The organism is Pseudomonas sp. Irchel 3H3, from assembly GCF_900187635.1.
GTDB lineage: Bacteria > Pseudomonadota > Gammaproteobacteria > Pseudomonadales > Pseudomonadaceae > Aquipseudomonas.
Genome location: NZ_FYEC01000022.1, coordinates 14,367 through 35,148 on the forward strand (window position 1 = coordinate 14,367; position 20,782 = coordinate 35,148).

18 protein-coding genes are annotated in these 20,782 nt (G+C 61.3%); 10 read left to right on the top strand and 8 right to left on the bottom strand.

The genetic code is table 11. From position 1 onward, the window contains the following. The first annotated feature begins 1 nt into the window (after position 1). Both CKW24_RS20765 and CKW24_RS20770 read left to right on the top strand, forming a co-directional pair. Positions 2–871, top strand: a complete 870-nt coding sequence (locus tag CKW24_RS20765; protein ID WP_095170037.1) for a phosphogluconate dehydrogenase C-terminal domain-containing protein — start codon at positions 2–4, stop codon at positions 869–871. 87 nt (positions 872–958) lie between these two features. Then, positions 959–2,005: a Gfo/Idh/MocA family protein gene (locus CKW24_RS20770; RefSeq protein ID WP_095170038.1), complete on the top strand. Its 1,047-nt coding sequence runs from the start codon at positions 959–961 to the stop codon at positions 2,003–2,005. Positions 2,006–2,045: 40 nt separating this feature from the next. On the opposite strand, the gene CKW24_RS20775 is transcribed toward CKW24_RS20770, so the two are convergent. The 4 genes from CKW24_RS20775 to CKW24_RS20790 are packed head-to-tail and all read right to left on the bottom strand — an operon-like array spanning position 2,046 to position 6,473. Then, positions 2,046–3,011, bottom strand: a complete 966-nt coding sequence (locus tag CKW24_RS20775) for a D-ribose ABC transporter substrate-binding protein (RefSeq protein WP_095170039.1) — start codon at positions 3,009–3,011, stop codon at positions 2,046–2,048. A 31-nt stretch (positions 3,012–3,042) separates the two neighbouring features. Next, positions 3,043–4,143, bottom strand: a complete 1,101-nt coding sequence (locus CKW24_RS20780) for an ABC transporter permease (RefSeq protein WP_177440686.1) — start codon at positions 4,141–4,143, stop codon at positions 3,043–3,045. Continuing rightward, the gene (locus CKW24_RS20785; protein ID WP_095170041.1) at positions 4,143–5,723 is read right to left on the bottom strand and encodes a sugar ABC transporter ATP-binding protein; all 1,581 of its coding nucleotides are present in this window, start codon (positions 5,721–5,723) and stop codon (positions 4,143–4,145) included. Before CKW24_RS20785 ends, CKW24_RS20780 begins: the two co-directional genes overlap by 1 nt. 3 nt (positions 5,724–5,726) lie before the next feature. Further along, positions 5,727–6,473: a DUF2291 family protein gene (locus CKW24_RS20790; protein ID WP_095170042.1), complete on the bottom strand. Its 747-nt coding sequence runs from the start codon at positions 6,471–6,473 to the stop codon at positions 5,727–5,729. Between the two features lie 162 nt (positions 6,474–6,635). On the opposite strand from CKW24_RS20790, the gene CKW24_RS20795 reads away from it, so the two are divergent. The 4 genes from CKW24_RS20795 to CKW24_RS20810 all read left to right on the top strand — a co-directional run bounded on the left by CKW24_RS20795 (position 6,636) and on the right by CKW24_RS20810 (position 10,440). Next, complete coding sequence (locus CKW24_RS20795) at positions 6,636–7,364, top strand: hypothetical protein (RefSeq protein ID WP_095170043.1); 729 nt, start codon at positions 6,636–6,638, stop codon at positions 7,362–7,364. Then, positions 7,361–8,557 (top strand): hypothetical protein, encoded by a 1,197-nt coding sequence (locus CKW24_RS20800; protein ID WP_095170044.1) that lies wholly within the window; start codon positions 7,361–7,363, stop codon positions 8,555–8,557. The genes CKW24_RS20795 and CKW24_RS20800 overlap by 4 nt, the downstream gene beginning before the upstream one ends. A 50-nt stretch (positions 8,558–8,607) precedes the next feature. Continuing rightward, complete coding sequence (gene nanR, locus CKW24_RS20805) at positions 8,608–9,300, top strand: transcriptional regulator NanR (RefSeq protein WP_095170045.1); 693 nt, start codon at positions 8,608–8,610, stop codon at positions 9,298–9,300. Between the two features lie 351 nt (positions 9,301–9,651). Beyond that, on the top strand, positions 9,652–10,440 hold the full coding sequence (locus CKW24_RS20810) for an enoyl-CoA hydratase/isomerase family protein (RefSeq protein WP_095170046.1): 789 nt from the start codon (positions 9,652–9,654) through the stop codon (positions 10,438–10,440). Between the two features lie 16 nt (positions 10,441–10,456). Here CKW24_RS20810 and CKW24_RS20815 read toward each other — a convergent pair whose 3' ends face one another. Genes CKW24_RS20815 through CKW24_RS20825 form a run of 3 tightly spaced genes read right to left on the bottom strand, consistent with a single transcriptional unit; the run spans position 10,457 to position 13,717 of the window. Then, positions 10,457–11,401 carry a nitronate monooxygenase family protein gene (locus CKW24_RS20815; protein WP_095170047.1) on the bottom strand — a complete coding sequence of 315 codons (945 nt, stop codon included), beginning with the start codon at positions 11,399–11,401 and terminating at the stop codon, positions 10,457–10,459. A 55-nt stretch (positions 11,402–11,456) separates the two neighbouring features. Beyond that, entirely contained in the window at positions 11,457–12,578 is a 1,122-nt protein-coding gene (locus CKW24_RS20820; protein ID WP_095170048.1) for an acyl-CoA dehydrogenase family protein, read from the bottom strand. Then, positions 12,575–13,717, bottom strand: coding sequence for an acyl-CoA dehydrogenase family protein (locus CKW24_RS20825; protein WP_095170049.1), 1,143 nt, complete (start codon positions 13,715–13,717; stop codon positions 12,575–12,577). Before CKW24_RS20825 ends, CKW24_RS20820 begins: the two co-directional genes overlap by 4 nt. Positions 13,718–13,859: 142 nt before the next feature. On the opposite strand from CKW24_RS20825, the gene CKW24_RS20830 reads away from it, so the two are divergent. Both CKW24_RS20830 and CKW24_RS20835 read left to right on the top strand, forming a co-directional pair. Next, the gene (locus CKW24_RS20830) at positions 13,860–14,645 is read left to right on the top strand and encodes an enoyl-CoA hydratase/isomerase family protein (protein WP_095170050.1); all 786 of its coding nucleotides are present in this window, start codon (positions 13,860–13,862) and stop codon (positions 14,643–14,645) included. A gap of 11 nt (positions 14,646–14,656) precedes the next feature. Continuing rightward, positions 14,657–15,307: a TetR/AcrR family transcriptional regulator gene (locus tag CKW24_RS20835; protein ID WP_095170051.1), complete on the top strand. Its 651-nt coding sequence runs from the start codon at positions 14,657–14,659 to the stop codon at positions 15,305–15,307. Between the two features lie 12 nt (positions 15,308–15,319). Here CKW24_RS20835 and CKW24_RS20840 read toward each other — a convergent pair whose 3' ends face one another. Next, the gene (locus CKW24_RS20840) at positions 15,320–18,007 is read right to left on the bottom strand and encodes a LuxR C-terminal-related transcriptional regulator (RefSeq protein ID WP_095170052.1); all 2,688 of its coding nucleotides are present in this window, start codon (positions 18,005–18,007) and stop codon (positions 15,320–15,322) included. A 158-nt stretch (positions 18,008–18,165) separates the two neighbouring features. Between CKW24_RS20840 and CKW24_RS20845 the strand changes: the two genes are divergently transcribed. Further along, positions 18,166–19,578: a coniferyl aldehyde dehydrogenase gene (locus CKW24_RS20845; protein WP_095170053.1), complete on the top strand. Its 1,413-nt coding sequence runs from the start codon at positions 18,166–18,168 to the stop codon at positions 19,576–19,578. A gap of 78 nt (positions 19,579–19,656) precedes the next feature. Continuing rightward, entirely contained in the window at positions 19,657–20,742 is a 1,086-nt protein-coding gene (locus CKW24_RS20850) for a Zn-dependent alcohol dehydrogenase (protein ID WP_095170054.1), read from the top strand. Positions 20,743–20,782 lie beyond the last annotated feature (40 nt).

Consider the following 20,782-nt stretch of genomic DNA (forward strand, 5'->3'; position numbering starts at 1 on the left):
CATGACATACGAACTCAACAAAATTGCGATTGTGGGTGCCGGCGGCAAGATGGGCATGCGCATCTCGCAAAACCTGCAAGGCAGCCATTACAGCGTTGCCTACTGCGAAAACTCGCCCAAGGCTCAGGAGCAGATTGTCGCGGCGGGGCGCAGCCTGTCGGCCACCAACGATGTCGTGTCGCAGGCCGATGTGGTGATTTTGGCCGTGCCGGACGTGGCCCTCGAAGCCGTATCGGCACAGGTCGTGCCACAGATGAAGAGCGGCGCGATCCTGCTGACCCTCGACCCGGCGGCGTCCTATGCCGGACTGCTGGCCCAGCGCGATGGCATTCACCAGGCCGTGGCGCACCCTTGCCATCCCTCGGTATTTCTGGAGCGCTACACCAAGGAAGAACACGCCGATGCCTTCGGCGGTAACGCGGCGGTGCAGGATGTCTGCGCCGCGTTTGAAACCGGCAACGACAAGCAGCGCTCGGAACTGGCCAACATCATCGCGGTAATGTACGGCCCGGTTGGCGAAGTGCATTGGGTAACCGTCAAGCAACTGGCCTATCTGGAGCCAACGCTGGTGGAAACCGTCGCCTGCATGGTCGGTAGTTTCATGAAAGAAGCGCTGGACGAGACCATCAACCGCATCGGTGTCCCTGAAGCGGCGGCCAAGGCCATGCTCTATGGCCATATCCAGATTGCGCTGGCGGTGTCCTTCCGCAGTACCAACCCATTCTCCGATGCCTGCATGATTGCCATGGAATATGGCCGCGAGAAGATCATCAAGCCGGACTGGAAGAAGATCTTCGACGAGAAAGAACTCGACCTGATCATTGCCCGCATGCTGAAAATCGATGCAGTGCGCAAAGCCGATGCGGCTTGATCCATACTGAAAACCAAGTACTTTTTGACGTCCGGGCGGTGAACACCTCCGGGCGTCTTTTTTTATCTGCAGCCAAGGAGATGAACAATGGACCGTCCACCGTTGCGTGGTGCGTTGATCGGTTGTGGCTTTTTCGCCCTCAATCAGCTGCGCGCCTGGCAGGACCTCAGTGGCGTGCAGATCGTTGCCCTGTGCGACAGCGACCCGCAACGGCTAGCGGCCTTCGCCGAGCATGCGCCGGACGCGGCGACCTATACCGATGCGCAGGCCATGCTGGGCGAGTTGGAACTGGATTTTGTCGACATCGCGACACCGACCTCGGCGCACAAGGCGCTGGTGCTGATGGGCGCCGAGGCGGGTGTCGATATCATCTGCCAGAAGCCGTTTGCGGCAACGCTGGACGATGCCCGGTTGATGATCGACACCTGTGCGGCCCTGGGTGTGAGCTTGACCGTGCATGAGAATTTCCGGTGGCAGGCGCCGGTTCGGGCAGCGATCGAACAGCTGCGCAGCGGGGTGATCGGCACCGCCTTTTTTGGCCGCGTGAGCTTTCGCAGCGGCTTCGATGTCTATCGCTTGCAACCTTACCTGGCGAAGGCTCCGCGCTTCATCATCGAGGACCTCGGCGTGCATGTGCTGGACATCGCCCGGGCGTTGTTTGGCGATGTCTCGCGACTGACTTGCGAGACCCGTCGGGTCAATGGCGCAATAGTAGGCGAGGACGTCGCGACGGTGCTTCTGGCGCACGAGCAGGGGGCGACCAGCGTGGTGGACTTCAGCTATGCGACCCAACTGGCCAGTGACCCGTTCCCGCAGAGTCTGCTCGAGGTGGACGGCGATCGCGGCTCGTTGCGCCTGCTGGCGGACTTTCGCTTGCAGATCCACGACGCCCAGGGGAATGTCGAAACACTGGATGTCTCGCCGGATGCGCCTACCTGGAGTGATGCCCCCTGGCAGCCGATACAGGAAAGCGTGCTGCGCTTGCAGCGTGAGTGGTTGGCTGATCGACGTGGCAACCGGGAGTCGGAGACCTCGGGTGCGGATAACTTCAACACCCAGGCGTTGGTGGAGGCTGCGTATGAATCTGCGAGCAGAGGAACCACGGTGGTGCCCGCCAGGTTTGTAGCTGGTTGAACAGGGATGTCCCCACGCACCGCGTGGGGATATTGGCCACTCAGCGCATGCCGAATCCGCCCTCACGCACTTGCTTGCTGTTGTCTCTGGAGACCATTACGCAATCCACCGATTGCTTCTCGGGTTTGTCGGTCTTGCCGGTGCGCAGAAGTTGATCGGCCTGTTCCATGGCCATCGCCGCCATTTGCGTCGCCTGTTGCAGGCCGGTGGCGATGATCGGGCCGTCACCGGCAATCTGCCGGACGACATCGGGGTTGCCATCGATGCCGACGACTTTCACTTCACCCTTGCCGGCGTTCTTCAACGCCGCGGCGGCGCCCAGTGCCATGGTGTCGTTGCCGGCCAGGACGCCGACGATGTTCGGGTGAGCCTGGATGATCGATTGCATGACGTTGTAGCCCTGGGTCTGGTCCCAGTTGGCTGACTGCTGCGAGACCATTTTCAAATCCGGGATCTGGTCGAGCACGCGATGGAAACCTTCCGAGCGGGCATGGGCGTTGACATCGGAAGTGCGCCCGATCAGCTCCACATATTCACCCTTGAACCCGACCTGCTCGGCGAAGTATTCCGCAACTGACGTCGCGCATTGTGAGTTGTTGGAAACGATCTGCGCCGTGGCAATGCCGTTGGCGTTGACTTCCCGATCGATCAGGAACACCGGAATCTTCGCTTCCTGTGCGCGCTTCACCGCTGCGATGGAGGCGTCGGAACCGGCGTTGTCGAGAATGATCGCAGAGGCGTTGTCGCCGATGGCGGTCTGCACCAGGCGTAATTGGATGTCCGGATCGTCCTGATGCACCAGTGCGTTGGTGCGATAACCGAGCTTCTTGGCCGCCGCAACGGCAGTATCGGATTCGGCCTTGTAGAAGGCATTGCTGTGCGACGGCGTGATGACCACGATCAGATGGTCCGAGGTTTTGAATTCTGCGGCGGTGGCCGCCAGCGGCAACATCGACGCGGACAACATGGCCAGGGAAAGCAACTGACGGGAGAAGAGTTTTTTCATTGTTGTAGTCATCCCTTTATGTGATTGAAAGTCACGCAGTGGTGCTCGGCGTACCCCGGTCTTCCTGGGCTTTGGCCTGGCGTTCTGCGCTTGATTTTTCGACACGGCGTTGCAATTGGTCGACCACCACGGCCAGTACGATCACCGCGCCGGTAATAACGGTCTGCCAGAAGTCGGAAATACCCACCAGTACCATCCCGTTGCTTAGCACCCCGAGGACAAAGGCACCGATGATCGTGCCGCCAATGGTACCTACGCCCCCGAACAGCGAGGCGCCGCCCAGCACCACCACGGCGATAGCGTTGAGTTCGTAGGAGGTGGCGATGGCCGGGTTGGCGGCGCCCAGGCGCGAGGCAATGATCAGCCCCGCCAGGGCGGCGCAGAAGCCGGAGATAGCGTAGGTGCCAATCTTCACCCGACTGACCCGCACACCCGACAGCTCGGCGGTGCGTTCGTTGCCGCCAATGGCGAACACCTGGCGACCAAAAACGGTCTTGCGGCTGATGTACACGGCCACCAGGGTCAACAGGATCATCAGCCAGATTGACACCGGTACTGACAACAGCCGCGCAGTGCCCAGCAGCAGGAAACCGCTGTTGTTCAGTTCGGCCTGGCCCGTGAGGTCGCCATACGTGGCTCCACCGGACACCAGCTGCGCCGCGCCACGGGCCATGTACAGCATGCCCAGGGTCATGATGAACGGCGTGACTTTCAGGCGCGTGATGAACCAGCCGTTGACCGCGCCCACCAGGGTCCCCAGCGCAAGGCTCAGGATACACACGACCGGAATGCTGAAAAACGCCGAGACGCCCAGCCATGGCAGGCGCAGCCCCTCGGTGATCAAGTAGCCGGCGACCATCGCGGCCAGTCCCGCCACTGCGCCAACGGACAGGTCGATGCCGGCCGCAAGGATGACGAACGTCATGCCGATACCCAGGATTGCGAACACCGCCACCTGCTCGGTCACGATGACCAGGTTACGGGCCGACAGGAACGACGGCGCAATGGAGGAGAACAGCACCACCAGCAGCGCCAGCGCCAGGTAGGCGCGCAGTCGGAGCAGCAACAACGGTAGGGAGCGCATGTTCAACGCGGTAGATTTTCGGGCAGGCATGGAAAGAGAATCGGCCATCATGCAGTTTCCTTTTCAGTGGGCGCCAAGGCTGTCGAGTCCTTGCGCGAGACTTGCGACCAGCCCACCAGTGTGGGTTCGTCCAGTTGCTGGCGGGTTAGATTGGCGGTGATGCGGCCCTGACACATCACCAGTGCCCGGTCTGCGCCACCGATGATTTCGGTCAGGTCGCTGGAGGCATAGAGAATTGTCAGGCCGTTCTTCGCCAGGCTATCCAGCACCTCGAACAGCTCGCGCCGGGCCTTGATGTCGATCCCGCGGGTCGGCTCGTCGAGCAGCAACACATGGGGTTCTGTAAGCAGGTTCTTGCCCACCACGACTTTCTGCTGGTTGCCGCCGGACAGTGAAGAAATCGCGACGTCGGCATGCTCGGCCTTGATGTGCAGTTCGCGAATCATCCGTGCCACGTCGTCGTCCATCGGCTGGCGAGCCAGACCGTCGGCGCGGCTGTAGCGGGTTAGATTGGCCAGCAACAAGTTGTCGCGCACGCTGGCGCTGGCAACCAGCCCGAGCTTCTGCCGGTCCTCGGGCACCAGGGCAATACCGGCGCGTATGCGACCGGCGATATCCTGCGCCAATGGCAGGGTTTGGCCGTTGATCTCGATGCGTCCGCCGATGGCGCGTCGCAGACCGATCAGGGTTTCGAACAGTTCGGTGCGGCCTGCGCCCATCAGCCCATAGAACGCGACGATCTCGCCGCGTCGTATGCTGAACGAAACCTTGTTCAATAACAGCGAACCTTGATCGCTCGCCACTTCCAGGTCGCAAACCCGTAGTACGACAGGTGCCAGTTGATGCACCGCAGGGTCGGTGCCAGTGCGCAATTGGCTGTTCATCTGGCTGCCGATCATGCGTTCCACCAGCCAGTCGATGGTGACGGTGTCGCGCACACCAGTGCCCACCAGATGGCCGTCGCGCAGGACAGTGAAGTGGTCGCCGATCTCGATCAGTTCATCCAGGCGATGGGAGATGTAGATGATCGAGACGCCCTGACGCTTGAGGTCGGCGATCAGCGAAAACAGAATACCGACCTCGGCTTCGCTCAGCGAAGAGGTGGGTTCGTCGAGGATCAGCACCCGCACATCACTTACCAGCACTTTGGCGATCTCGACGATCTGCCGCTTACCGATGCTCAGATCCTGCACCAGCGCATCGACGTCGATGTCTTGGCCCATGCGCTGCAGGGTGGCGTGCGCCAATTGGCGCTGCTCGCCGTGCAAGACCCGGCCAAAGCGGGTGCGTCGCTCTTTGCCGATGAACATGTTCTCGGCAACGCTGAGGTTCGGGCACAGGTTGAGCTCCTGATGCACGATACCGATGCCACGGGCCATGGCTTCGCGGGGACTGTTCAGCGTCAATGCCTGTTCGCCGGCGAACATCTGCCCGGAAGTTGGCTGCTCGATCCCCGCGAGGATTTTCATCAACGTCGATTTGCCGGCGCCGTTCTCGCCAATCAGCACATTGACCTTGCCATGCACCACATCAAAATCCACGCCTTTGAGCGCGGTAGTGCCCTGGTACACCTTGCGTATCTGCCTCAGGCGCATGGCTAGCGTAAGGGCGGGGGAGTGCGCGTTCATCGGCTACTCCTCCACCGTCAGGCTGACGGGCACGATGCGGATTGTGGTGGGCGATTGCAGGTTGAACACACCACTGAACGTGACCGTCTTGCCTGCCAGGCTGACGGCCGGAACCTGCCCGTAGGCACGGGCCAATGCTTGCTTGTTGAGGGCGGCGGCCACGTCGGCGTATTGGGTCTGGTTGGTAAATGCGTTCAACGACATATTGCTGGCGACATCGCGCAGTGCAGTGCTGATGACTAACGGGCCGGTCAGCAGTTGAATCTTTTGCCCGACCAGCTCAGGGTTGTCGGGGAACTCCAGCGTGAGCAGCCCCAAGGGTGACTTCAGGTTGGCCTCGGCAACGCGCGCGGTGCCGCTGACCACGAAGTTTTTTGTCGCGCCTGGATGGGGAACGGCGAAACGTGTGGCTGCATCAGCAGGGTTTGCGGCGATGGCAGCGAGCACGGTTGGCAGGTCGACGGCGTCCTTGTCCAGCACCGGTTGCACGTCGCTGGCCCATTGCTGCTCGACAAACTGCTCGGGATTAAAACTGTTGATCGCGAATTTCTGGTTGAGCCCTTTGGCGTTGGCGCTCTGCGCCGTGTTGAGTACGACTCGGCCGGTGGCCGGATCAAGGGGGCGCAGGCTGACGAGCGGGCCGCCAATCAACGTCGTGGCCACCAGCGCTGCAGCCACGACAGCCACTATCGCAACAGCTGGGACGCCTCGGGAAAACCCCGAAGGTTTACCGGATACAGTCAAGCCCATGCAGATCTCCTCGCCTCAAGGCGATTTTTTTGTACTTGTTAGGAGGTTCAGTCATCACTATATATCATCATCATACCAGTTCAAGGTAGAGTCTTTTTCCTAAACTTGTGCGCATTGGGTCCTACCTTGATGCCAACCATAACCAGAGCAGGAATCTCGTCGATGAGCTCATCGCAAGCCCAGGATTACCGTCTTTACGGCACTTCGCAGCCGCCAGCCGAGGGGCAGCACGTAGCGATGCTGGACCTGACCTTTGTTGCCGAAGGTGCGCAGTTACGGCGCTTTTGTGTCGACCAACGGGAGATCATGCGCAGTGTCGGCCTGGTGATACGTGATGAATTCTGGGGGACGCATCACCTGCTCCAGCAACACCTGGAAACCCGCTCGGAGCATCGACAATGGTGGAGGAAGGTCGAGGGGATAGTGGCTTCTAACGACGACAAGCCGGTGCTGGACTGGCGATTGGAGATGGACATCCGTGGCGACAGGCTATCGATCAAGGCCGAGTTGAGTGCGCGCCGGGATTTTTCCACCTGCCGCGCCGGGTTGATGCTGCTGCACCCACTCGACGGAGTCGTCGGAGCACCGGTGTCTGTGATCCATAGCGATAACCAGCAAGAAGAGGGCGTCTTCCCTGACCTGATCAGTGCGAGTCAGCCTTTTTTCGATATCGCCGGCCTGGTGCATTCACCTGCGCCCGGCCTGGTGCTGGACTGGCGCCTGAGTGGCGATGTGTTTGAAATGGAGGACCAGCGCAATTGGTCCGATGCCTCGTTCAAGACTTATAACCGGCCGCTGGCGTTGCCTTGCCCGTACGTCATTGAGGCAGGTCAGCGCGTCGAACAGCGCATCGAACTGACCGTGCTACGCAATCAGGACTACCGGCCATGAGCACCATCCGCATCGCCATCGAAGGTACATCCGCACATCCGTTGCCTGCACTGGGCCATGGTCTGTGGGTCAACCACCTGGAAGACGTGGACGCCGTTCAAACGCTGATCGAGCAACTCGGTGGTGCGCACCTGGAGTTGCTGGTCGATCTTCGCCAACCCGGCAGTCTTGAACAGCTGCGCGACGCTTTATCGGTGTGTCAGCGTACCCAGACCGAGGCCTGGTTGTTGGTGATTGTCAGTGACCAGACGCCAGAGAAACAAATACGCGACCTGGCCCGGATGCTGGCAACCGCGCCCTGTGTCCCGCGAGGCATTCTGGCCACGCCGGCAGCCTATCTGGAGAGTTACCAGCCCAACGGCCAGTGGCCAAACGGCCCAACCCCCGACGATATTGCCGCGCTCACCGCCGAACTGCTGCCTGGCTACCTGATCGGTGGCGGCGTTCCAACCTACTTCACTGAATTGAATCGCTGTCGCCCGGCTGCCGAACGATTCGATTATCTGACCCACGCGACTTCGCCCATTGTGCATGCAGCCGATGACCTGTCGGTGATGGAGTCCCTGCAATCACTGGGCGATATCGCCCGCTCGGCGCGCCAACTGGCCCACGGCAAACCCTATCGCCTGACCACCACGGCCATCGGTGCCTGGCGTAACCCGTACGGCGGCCAACTGACGCCCAATCCACGCCGCGAGCGTGTGACCCTCAGCGACCAGGACCCACGTCAGCGAGGCCAGTTTGCGGCTGCCTGGACGGTGGCGCACTACGCCGCCGTCCAGCGTGCAGGCGTCGACGCCATCGCGCTGTGGGCCGTCAATCAGCCTTTTGCGGTCGCAGAGTCCGGCGAGTTGTGGCCGATCTTTCATGCCTTGCGAGGGTTGAACCGAGGCCGAGGTAAAACCGCCTTGGATATTGGCGCTTCTTCGGCGGCCGTTTCCGTGCTGGCCTGGCGAGAGGAGAAAGGGATTGAGGTATGGGTGGCCAACCTGACAGGCCGTGAGCAGGCCATCGAGTTGACCGGGATGGGCATTGATGGCATCACTCGCCTGGATGCCGATACCTGTAGCAGCGCACAGAACGATCCGGGCTTCATTCACCGAAGATTCAGCCCTGGCTACGGCCTGCCTGTCATTGCGCCTTATGGCGTGCTCGTTCTGGACTGCCAATGTAATGTTGAGAGTGGCTTATAATCACGTTAACGTTGGCGCTATTTACGCTTTCACGATAGAGATGTCGATTAATGTCAGAGATCAAGAAACGCACTATTCAACGCAAGAAGCTTTCTGACATCGTCTTTGAGCAACTGATCGGACTCATCCAAGAGGAAAACCTGCAGCCCGGCGATCAAATGCCGGCGGAACGCGAGCTGATGGAAACCTTTGGCGTGGGTCGCCCAGTGGTCCGCGAGGCAATGCAGCGGCTGGCGGGCATGGGCATGATCACCATTCAGCACGGAGAACGAGCCAAGGTCGGGCGTGTGGACATGCACTCCATGATCAACCAGATCGACCTGGCCGCTCGCCATCTGCTTTCCAGCTCGGCGAAAAACGTCGACCACCTGCGTCAGGCTCGCGAGTTTTTTGAGACCGGGCTGGTCAAGATCGCCGCGCAGCAGGCCACGCCCGCCGATGTTGTCAGGCTCGAAGCGGCCTTGGCGAAGATGCACAAGTACCGAGACAGCGATGAGTTTATTCCCGCCGACATGGAGTTTCATGCCGAAATCGCACGCATCTCCGGGAACCCGATCTACATTGCGATTTCTCACGCAATCCTGGAGTGGATGGCCGACTACCGCGAGGACATGTTGCGTTTCAAAGGCCGCGAGATGACGCTCAAGGAGCACGGGACCATTCTTGGTTTTATCAAATCAAATGACCCAGCGGGTGCCGAGAGAGCAATGCATCATCATCTGGTGGAGCGTGGGGAGGAATAAGCGCCGATCAATCCATGCTGGATAATCCGCCAGGCCACTAGACCGCTTGGCGCCTTTGTGCGAGGCCAGTTGATTATCCCACCCGTTTATTCAGGTAATACGCGTCATCGTTAGCGTCCATCGCGAGCAAGCTCGCTCCTACAAAGTACTGCGCTCACTTAACTGAACAGCATTACGCCTTGCCCCCCGTTTCAGGGAGTACTGCACGAGGCGTTCGATCCTTACCGTGGGATGGCACTTCATTGGCTGGCATAGCTTCCAATTCTCCCCGGGACCCGTTGCCAGCAGTCCATCCTAATAGCGAAGAGCTCAAGTGCGACCTTCAAGACCGCGCTCACTCAATGGGATCACATGTTCAATACTATTGATTTATCCATAGCAGATGGCCTGGCGACCCTGACCTTGATGCGGCCCGAGCGCAAGAATGCGATCAATCGGCAATTGGCCGAGGAGTTGCGTGAAGCGCTCGATCAGTTGTGTGGCAACCCAGAGGTCAAGGCACTGTTGTTGATCGGAAGCGGTAAGGATTTCTGCTCCGGCGGCGACGTCAGCAGGATGAGCGGCGGAGTCGATGCCAGCGATATTCGCGAGCGCATGGACCATTGCAACCAGTTGCTTGGCGCTTTGGCGGATTTCAGCCGGCCGGTGATTGCTGCGGTGGACGGAGTCGCCTTCGGTGCCGGTTTCAGCCTGGCACTCGCCGCTGACTTTCTGATCGCCTCGGAACGGGCGCGCTTTTGCATGGCGTTTGCGCGTATCGGGCTGATTCCAGACATGGGCGCGTCGCATCTTTTGCCGCGCATCGTTGGCCTGCAAAAAGCCAAGGAAATCATCTACTCAGCGCGTGAAGTGAGCGCCCAGGAAGCCCTGACCCTGGGCATCGCCCTGGAGGTACATCCCGCCGAGCAGTTTCGTGCGCGGGCAGAAGAATTGGCACGCAGTATGAGCAACCTGTCGATGATTGCCTTCGACATGACCAAACGCCTGTTGGCGCGGACCTTCCAGACCGATCTGGCGGCGCAACTCGATTGCGAAGCCAGCGCCCAGGCCGTGGCAATGAGTTCCTCGTATGTCGAGCAAGCCACCGCGCGGTTCCTGCGCAAAGAACCGGCGCTGTATCAATGGCCGGTCGCAAAGTGAGTTGAATCCGGCCCGATCAGACCGCAGCAGCACGCTGTGCGGGCAACCGCACGGCGTGGTACTCGTCTTCGAAACGTGCAATCAATTGCGCCACGGTGGGAATGTCATCGATGTTCCCGACGCCTTGGCCCGCAGCCCAGATGTCTTTCCATAACCTCGCGCCTTTGTGTCCGCCCGTACCGCCCTGCGCCGGTGGTGGCGGCAGGTTGTCCGGGTCCAGCCCCGCACGCGCGATGCTTTGCTTGAGGTAGTTGGCCCGCAGGCCACTGAATAATGCGGTGTTGACGATCTGATCGGCGTTGGACGCGAGCAGCATCTGTTTGTAGGCCTCGTCGATTTCACATTCTTGTGTGGCGAGAAAGCGCGTGCCGACGTAACCCAGGTCAGCGCCCATGATCTGCGCGGCCACCAGGTCCTTGCCGGTGGTCAAGCCACCGGAGAGCAATACGGTGCCGGTGTAGAAACGGCGGATCTCGTTGACGAACGCCAGTGGATTTAATGTGCCGCCGTGGCCGCCGGCACCCGCGCACACGGCGACAATGCCATCGACCCCGGCTGCAACGGCTTTTTCGGCATGCCGTACGCTGATCACGTCGTGAAAGACAATGCCGCCGTAACCGTGAACGGCATCGACCACTTCCCCCGGGGCCCCGACACTGGTGATCACCACCGGTACCTTGTGCTTGACCAGCAGCGCCAGGTCCTGCTCCTGCCGTCGGTTGGAGCGACTGACAATCTGGTTGATCGCAAACGGCGCCGCGAGGGGAGTGCACAAGCGCTCGCTCAACTGCGCCAGCCAGTCGTCGAGCATCTCGGCGCTGCGCGCGTTGAGTGCCGGCATGGAGCCGACGATACCGGCGTGGCATTGCGCTTCTACCAGTCTGGGCGTGGAAGCCAGGAACAGCGGTGCGGCAACCAGCGGTAGCCGCAGGCGGTTGGATAACACAGCAGGTAACGACATTCGAAAGACCCTTACGAAGGGGCATGAGCCTTTTTGTGGGCTCATGCCTGTGGTGTCAGAATTGGCGTTGCGTCAAACCTGCCCAGAAGCCTTTGCCGCCAGCCGCAATTGCCGCCTGCCCAAGCACTTCGGCCCACTGGGAATCACTGCCGAATTCATCGCGCCACGACCACAAGCGGCGGGTGGTGAAATGCAGGGTGTGTTCGTGGGTGAAGCCGATCGCCCCGTGAACCTGGTGCGCCACCGACGTGGCCAGGGTCGCGGCCTCGCCAGCGCAGATTTTGGCCACGGCTACGTCGAACGCCAGCGTGCTGCGCGCGCCTGCCTCGGCCTGCTGGGCCTCGCAAGCGCTGCGCAATGCGACTTGCGTCGCCATGCGCGCGGCACCGATGGCGCCGGCCATTTGCGCCAGTTGCTGCTGCACCGCCTGGAATTTGCCGATTGCCTTGCCGAACTGGGCACGCTCGTTCGCGTAGTTGACGGCCTTGTCCAGGCTCGACTCCAGCGCACCGACCAGCATGCAGGCACGGATCAGCGCGCCGAACAGCCAGACAGGCTCCTGCACATCGGCTATCTGCAGGTGGCCGATGGCGTGAGCACGAGCATTGACGAAGTGCAGGCTGTCGCGTTCCTCGCCAGCAAAATTACTGCCGGCCTCCAGGCTGACAGTGGCCTGGCGCAGATCCACCAACGCCACGTGACCAGTGCCGTCGGCTACCACCGCCCATTGACTGCTGCGCGCCCACGGCACATTGAATGCACGGCCGTGTAGTTGGCCGTCAGCGGTCAACGTAAGGTCACCGAGACGGCCGGCCTGAATCAGCGTAATCGGCTCATCCGGTACCTCCAGGCCGGCGCGTGCCAGCAACAGCGAAGCGAGCATGGTCTCGCTCAACGGCAGCGGTGCACTCCAGTACCCAACGGCGCGCAACACCGGGCTGGCTTCCAGCCAACTGGCCGCACTGCCGCCGGCTTCCTCGGCCATCAGGGCGCCGGGCAGACCTTGCTCGACCACCTGTTGCCACAAGGTTGTCGCGCGATGACCCGCATCGAAATGTGCCAGCAACTGAGGGCTGATCTGTTCGGCGAACAGGCGCTCGACGCTGTCGGCGATGATCGATTGCAATTCGGATGGCGCGCTGTCGTCCATCGCTTGATAGTGGGTGGCCTGGTTCATCGCAGTCCTAATCCTCTGGCAATGATGCCGCGAAGAATTTCGCGGGTGCCGCCACGCAGGGAAAACGACGGGGCGGTCTGGGTCAGGTAACGCATCACCTGGTCGAGTGGGGAACCGGGCTCGCGGGTGCCGCCAAACAGGTCGTGGGCGAGGTCAGGCAGGGATTGTTCGAGCAGGGCGCCTTGATCCTTGACCAGCGCTGCCGGGGTTGCCGGGTTGTCGCCGCGCGCGAGCATGCCGGCGACACCCAGGGACATCTGGCGCAGCACTGCGTAGCGGGCGGCAACGCGACCGAGGCTGACACTGTGACGAGCGTTCTGTGGGTCAGCAGCGTCGAGCATTTCCAGGTACAACTGGGTGCTGCTCAAGTAGCGTTCCGGGCCGCTGCGTTCCAGTGCCAGTTCCGCGCCGACTTGCTTCCAGCCATCACCGGGCTGGCCGATGACAAAGTCGTCGGGAACGAACACGTCGTCGAGGAACACTTCATTGAAGTCGTGCTCGCCGAGCATGTTGTAGATCGGGCGTACCGTGACGCCAGTGGCGTGCATGTCGATCAACAGTTGCGACAGACCGGCGTGGCGGTTGCTGGCGTCCTTCGGCCCGGTGCGCAGCAGGGTGACCATGTAGTGGCAGCGGTGGGCGCCGGTGGTCCAGACCTTGCTGCCATTGACGATCCAGCCGCCCTCGGTCTGCACCGCGCGGGTCTGCACCGACGCCAGGTCAGAACCGACATTCGGCTCGCTCATGCCAATGCAGAACAGCAGCTCACCGCGTGCGATGGCTGGCATCAACCGTGGCGCAAGTACATCGGGAGAGAATTTCATCAGCAGCGGGCCGGATTGACGCTCGGCGATCCAGTGCGCATTGACCGGTGCGCCAGCGGCCAGCAGTTCTTCGAGCACGACGTAGCGTTCCAGGGCGCTGCGCTCGTGTCCGCCGTAGCGCTTGGGCCAGGTCATGCCCAGCCAGCCGCGCTCGCCCAGCTTGCGGCTGAATTGCGGGTCGGCGCCGTTCCAGTTTTTCGCACGTTCGTGGGCCGGGTAGTCCTTTAATGCCTCGGCGACGAATTCGCGCACTTCGGCCCGTAAAGCCTGGGTCTTGGGGTCCAATTGACAGGGGCGGATATCGAGTGCCTGCATGGCATTTGCTCATGTGAAGAGTGGGTGATTGAGTTGTTTTTCTAACTTGCTGAACGCCCAACAAGTAAATAAGCTACCAGCAACCTTGGCAACGGATCAAGCCGCTGCCACTCTTGAAAAACGCCAAAGCCCCGGAGCTACCATGTCGACCCACACCTGTTTTTCCCCCGGCCGCGGCCTTGCGCTGGGCCTTGAAGGCCATGTCGCGACCCTCGTTTTCAGTCGTCCGCCGCTGAATTTCTTTGATGCCGAACTGATCAAAGACCTGGCTGACGCACTGCAATACCTCGATGACTTGCCGCAGTGCCGCGTGGTCATCCTGCAGGCTGAAGGCAAGGTGTTTTGTGCCGGTGCCGACTTCTCTGGTGCCGATCAGCACGACCCGCAATTTCCGCGCCGTGTCTATAAATCTGCGGTGCGCCTGTTTCGCAATCGCAAGCCGCTGATCTGTGTGGTGGAAGGTGCCGCGATTGGTGGCGGCCTGGGCTTGGCGCTGGTCGCGGACTTTCGGGTGACCAGTGAAAAAGCGCGGTTTTCGGCCAATTTCAACCGGCTGGGGATTCATCAGGGCTTCGGGATTTCGGTTACCATGCCGCGTTTGGTCGGCCCGCAAATGGCCTCGCTACTGATCGCCACCGGACGGCGCATCGATGGCCGTGAAGCGGTGCGTATCGGTTTGGCGGATGTACTGGCAGAACCGGGCACGGAGCGCCACAAAGCCCGTGAGTTGGCCGAGGAGATCGCCGCGTCTGCACCCGGCGCGGTCATGTCCAGTCGGGAAACCCTGCGCATGGGGCTGGCCGATGCGGTTGACCGGATCATCGACCGCGAGGCGTCCGAGCAGGAGTGGCAGATCGTCAGCGCCGATTTTGCCGAAGGCACTCGCGCCATGGCTGAACGTCGCACGCCGGTTTTTACAGGACACTAAGGAATTGCTCGATGGAACCCGTTGAAAAAACCTCCCAGTCGACTTCGCGGCGCACTCAGCTGGAGCGGCGCGCCGAGGCCGAACAACGTCTGTTGATCGCTGCCCGGCAGATCGTCGCACGCAAGGGCTGGGTCGGCATGACGCTATCGGAGGTGGGCGAGGAGGCGGGCTACAGCCGTGGCCTGGCGACGCATCACTTCGGCAACAAGGCCGGTCTGCTGCGTGCCCTGGCGGGTTTCGTCAATGCAACCTTCATGGAGCTGGTGCAAGCCCGGTCACCGCAATGGCGCCCGGGGATGGACGCACTCAAGGGCTTTGTCAGCGTATACCTGGCGCGCCCTGACGGCGACTGGGTCAATACCCGCGCATTGCTGACGCTGATGGCCGAAGCCGTGACCCAGGATTCGGAAACGGTGGAAATCCTTGCCGAGTACAATTCTTCGGTGCAAAAGCATCTGGCGCGCTATATCCGCCAGGGGATCGACAGCGGCGAAATCCGCGCGGATGTGGACCCGCTGATGGGCGCGCTGCTATTCCTTGGAACGTTGCGCGGCATGATGTTGCAGGTGCTGCTGAACCCTTCGGCCGTCGACCTGGAGTTGGTGCACACGCAGATGCTGGCCTTCATTGAAAACGCACTGTCGTCAACACGGAGCTTGTAGGAGCGGGCTCGTTCAGTCCAGTAGACCCTGAGCCCTTGCAATGGACACCGCCTCGGTGCGGCCGCCGGCACCGAGTTTGCTGTTGATCTTGCGCAAGTGTGATTTCACCGTCAGTTCCGAGAGGAACATTTTTTCCGCGATTTCGCGGTTGCGGTAACCCAGCGCCAACAAGCGCACCACCTGCAATTCACGGATCGAGAGATTGGTCGGTGCCTCGTCTTCGCGCTTGGGTTCGGCCTTCTTGCTGCTGCTCTCACCACGCAGCAACCGGGCGCTGAATCCTGCGTGAATGCCCAACGCTTGCTCCTGGCCGTGGAACGTCACCGACCAGCGCTCCAGCACCGCTGCCAGCGGCGCGCCTTCATCGAGGAAGGTGCGGACAAACCCGACGTGGCTGGCAAAGCGCAAAGCCGCCGTCAGGTGTTCCAGGGCTTCTTTGTGCTGCTTCGCACCATCGAGTGCGAGGATCAGCAGTAAACGCAGTTTCAAAGCCCGGCGATGCTGATGTTGTTGCAGCGCCTGATCCATGGCCTGACGCAGCGGTTCGACGCAACCTTGTTCACCTTGCGCGATACGTAGGCGCTGGCGAGCGATGAAGGGCGTGTCGACGTCGTTGGCGCTCAATGTCACGCCCGGTTGCTCCCAGTCGCTCAGTTGCTCGGCGGCGCGCATCGCGTGATCGGCGGTGTCCAGCCGTTTTTCCAGGGTGGCGACACGCGCTCGCTCCAGCCAGGCGGAGCAGAGGATGCGGGTAGAACCGGACACTTGGCCCAGTTGATCGAGATCCGCCAGGTAACGCATCCAGGCCGGGCGGTCGGCGTGCAGGTAGGCGAGGCGAGCCAATAGCACATGGGTGCTGATCAGCGAGTCCGGTGCCGCGTGCTCCCTGGCATAGGGCAGCAGCTCAGTGAGACGTCGCCGTGCTTCGTCCACCGCGTCCGTTTCGTAGAGCACCACGCAATGAATGGTCTGCAAAACCGGATAACCTACCGGTGGCGTACCCGCCAATGTCTCGCGGCTGCGGCGCATGGCCGTCTCCGCGCGGGTCAGGGCGCTGTCGAGTTGCCCTTGAGTCAGGTCGAGCATCGCTTCCAGCGCATCGGTGACGTCGCGCAGGTAGGCCGACTCTTGTTGTGCCTCGCGGATTCCGGCGCTGGCAAGTTTTTTCCGCGCTTCGTCGAAGCGGCCGGTATAGAACAGCGAGCTGATTTCTACAAAAGCCGTGACCCGATACTGCATTTTGTCCTGAGGGCCGAGCTGCAACAGCAACTCGGTGGCGGCTACCAGGGCTTCATCGACGCGGTCGCCGATCAGCAGCAACAGCGGATGAACGTAGTGGTGTTCTCCCGCCAACGCCGGGTTTTCCAGTACGTGCAAGGCATCCTTGTGACGACGCGCATGCAGCAGTGCCCACGCATAGGCAATGCCCAGCCGGGGATGCAAATCGCGTATCTGCACCGGAATGCGCGAGAGCCAGCGCATCAGCAGGCTGGCATGGCCGTTTTCCACCAACTCGTCGATGTGCAATACCAGTTGCGTGGCGGCATCGTCGACGGCGTGCGCAGCAAACAGGTGCTCAAGGGCCTCGACCGGCTGGGCATTGGCGAAATACCAGCCCGAAGCCTGTTGATGCTGCTGCTCGAACTGCTCCGGGTGTCGCTTGAGGGTTTGCAGGAGGAAGTCGGCGAACAGCGGGTGATAGCGAAACCATTGGCGCTGGTCGTCCATTGCAATCACGAACAGATTGGCCCGCTCCAGTGCCTCGATCATGGCCTGGCTATCGCTGTGCCCCGTGACGGCATCGCACAAGGCCGGACACAATCGTGACAAGACGCTGGTCTGCAACAGGAATTGCTGGCATTGCGCGGTCTGCCGGGCCAGCACGTCTTCGGCGAAGTACTCCGCCAGCGCCGGGTTGGAACCGTTGAATGAGCCAATGAACGCGGCCGGGTCGCTGTGTCTTTGCAGCGACAGGCTGGCCAGGTAAACCCCGGTAACCCAGCCTTCGGTGCGCTCGTGCAGGCTCTCGATATCGCTCAGGTCCAAAGGCAACTGGCGCTTTTGCAAGATGTAGGTTGCAGTCTCGTCGAGGCTCAGGGCCAGCGATTCGGTATTGATTTCCAACAGTTCGCCACGCGCGCGCAAGCGGCCCAGATTGATATCCGGGGTCGTGCGCGAAGCGATGGCCAGCGTCACACCCATCGGCAACGCCTTGAGCAGGCGCTGGATAAATTCGAGGGCCGGCGACTGATCGATGACTTCAAACTCGTCCATCAGCAGGGTGAACGTCTCATTGCAAGCGGCGATGCGCTCAAACAACCAATCCTCCCATTGCGCGGGACTACTGTGCGCAACGGGGTTATCGCCGGCATCGATCAGGTCGATATCGCGCAAGCCGCTGAGCAACACCTGACTCAAGCGCTGCGGATCGTTGTCCAGGACATCGAGGTTGCACCACAACACCCGTCGGCCTTCGGCCAGGCACCGTTCGCGGTACTGCTGCAACAGCGTGGTCTTGCCGTAGCCGGGGCAGGCACTGATCAGGATCAGCCGCAAGCCATCGCGCGGTTGCAGTTGGGCAAGCAAAGGCGAACGTTCCAATTGACCCGGCAGGCTGGCCGGCGCCAGGAATTTACCCGCACGAATGGGCGGCTTTACTCCCTGGGCTGGTTCGTTGGAACTACGTTCGAAACCTTCCATGCATCCTACCTTTGGTTGTCGTCGCGCCGGTGCGGCCCTTTCTAGTATCGCCTGTCATGAGCGACACCCGATTCATGGTTCGAGCCCGCCAGTGTAACGGGCCGACACCGGATTGGCAGCTCCCCGACCGCCAACCCTTGCATGGAAGTCCGAACACCATGAGTGCCAACGAAAATCTGAATGCCGCCGATATTCGCGTGATCCTGGACAAGCAACGTGCCGCGTTCCTCGCCAGTGAGCCATGGACGGCCGAACAGCGCTGCGAACTGATCGACCGGGCCATCGGCCTGCTGGTCGACTATCAGCATGAAATCATCGAAGCCCTGTCGGCGGACTTCGGTCATCGCAGCCATGACTTCTCGCGCATGGTCGATGTCCTGGGGCCATTGGCGTCGTTGAAGTATACCAAGGCGAAAATTGCCGAATGGATGCAGCCTGACCACAGGGCCACCGACCGTGGCGAGGCCTGGGTGCAGTATCAGCCACTGGGCGTGGTGGGCATTCTCACCGCCTGGAATTTCCCCGGCAACATGGTCTTCAATGGTCTGGCGGGGGCTCTGGCGGCAGGCAACCGAGTGATGATCAAGGTGTCTGAATACAACCCGAAAACCTCCGCCTTGCTGGCGCGGATCTTCCGCGAGGTCTATGCCGAGGACGAAGTCGCGATCATCACCGGTGGCCCGGACATCGGCCATGCGTTCAGCCAGCAACCGTTCGACCATCTGTTGTTCACTGGCGCCAGCAGCATCGGCAAGCACGTCATGCGCGCTGCTGCCGAGAACCTGGTGCCGGTGACCCTGGAACTGGGCGGCAAGTCGCCGACCATCATTTCGCGCACCGCCGACCTTAAAGTCGCGGTCACTAAAATCCTCACCGGCAAGTTGCACAACGCTGGGCAGATCTGCCTGGCGCCGGACTATGTGTTCGTCCCCGAGGAGCAACAAGCAGCGTTTGTTGCAGCGGCTCGCGAAGTGGTCGCCACGTTGTACCCGACTCTGCTGGAAAACCCCGACTACACCTCGCTGATCAACGCCCGTCACTTCGAGCGCCTGCACGGTTACCTGAATGAGGCGCGCAACGCCGGCGTCGAACTGATCGAACTGAACCCGGCCGATGAAGATTTCAGCGCTCAGCCACACCATAAAATGGCGCCGAGCCTGTTGCGCAATCCCGGTGACGAATTGCAGGTGATGCAGGACGAAATCTTCGGTCCGCTGTTGCCGTTCAAAACCTACCAGTCTTTCGCCGAAGTGGTCAGCTACATCAACTCGCACCCGCGTCCGCTGGGCTTGTACTACTTCGGCAACGATGCCGGGGAGGAGTCGTTCGTGCTCAATCGCACCACGTCCGGCGGGGTCACCCTCAATGACGTGTTGCGCCACGGTGGCGTCGAGACCTTGCCTTTCGGTGGAGTCGGCAACAGCGGCATGGGTTGCTACCACGGGATCGACGGTTTCCGCACCTTCAGCCACGGTAAATCGGTGCTGCGCTCGGTCGACGGACCGGATGCGATGCGCCCGCCGTACAGCGAACAGGTACGCCAGTTCCTCGGTTCGATGATCAAGCGCTGAGATACCCACCGGCATAGCGCACGCGCTGGCTGCGTGCGCCTTCGTCCTCCACATCTTGCTTAACAAGAGAATAACAATATGAAAGCTGCCGTTCTGCACGCCCCTGGCTCGCCAATGACCATTGAAGAAGTCGGTATCAGCAAACCCGGTCCACGGGAAGTGCTGGTGCGCACCGTTGCGGTGGGCGTTTGCCACTCCGACCTGCACTTTGTCGATGGTGCCTACCCATACCCGATGCCGGTGGTGCTGGGTCACGAAGCGTCCGGCATTGTCGAACAAGTTGGCTCAGAGGTGCGCACGGTCAAGCCGGGCGATCACGTGGTGACGTGCCTGTCGGCCTATTGCGGCCACTGCGAGCATTGCGTCACCGGGCACCTGTCGTTGTGCGTGTCACCGGACACCAAGCGTCGCGCGGATGAAGAGTCGCGACTGACCTACGTCCAGAAACCGATGACCCAGTTCATCAACCTGTCGGCCTATGCCGAGCAGATGCTGGTGCACGAAAACGCGCTGGTAGCGATTCGTCGTGACATGCCACTCGACCGCGCGGCGCTGCTCGGTTGCGCGGTCACCACCGGCACTGGTGCGGTGTTCAATACCGCCAAGGTGCGTCCGGGTGAAACGGTGGCGGTGATCGGCTGCGGCGGTATCGGCCTGTCGACCATCAACGGCGCGGCGCTGGCCGGTGCCGGGCGGATCATTGCCATCGACATGCTGGATTCGAAGCTGGAACTGGCCAAGCAGTTTGGCGCCACCGATGTGGTCAACGCCAAGGACGGCAGCGCCGTCGCGCAAGTCCTGGAGTTGACCCGAGGCGGCGTGCATCACGCGTTCGAGTGCATCGGCCTCAAGCAAACCGCCGAGCAGGCTTTCGGCATGCTGGCCCGCGGCGGCACCGCGACGATCATCGGCATGATCAAGCCCGGGGTAAAACTGGAGCTGGACCCGATGGCCATGCTGCACGAGCGGCGTATCCAGGGCTCGTTCATGGGCTCCAACCGCTTCCCGGTGGACTTGCCGCGCCTGACCGACTTCTACATGCAGGGCCGGCTCAAGCTCGACGAAATGATCTCGCAGCGCATCAAGCTGGAACAGATCAACGAGGCCTTCGACGAACTGCGCCGTGGTGAGCTGGCACGCTCGGTCATTCTTTTCGACCAGTGAGTGGGTTGTGCATGCGGTCCCCAAACAAGACCGGCCACAG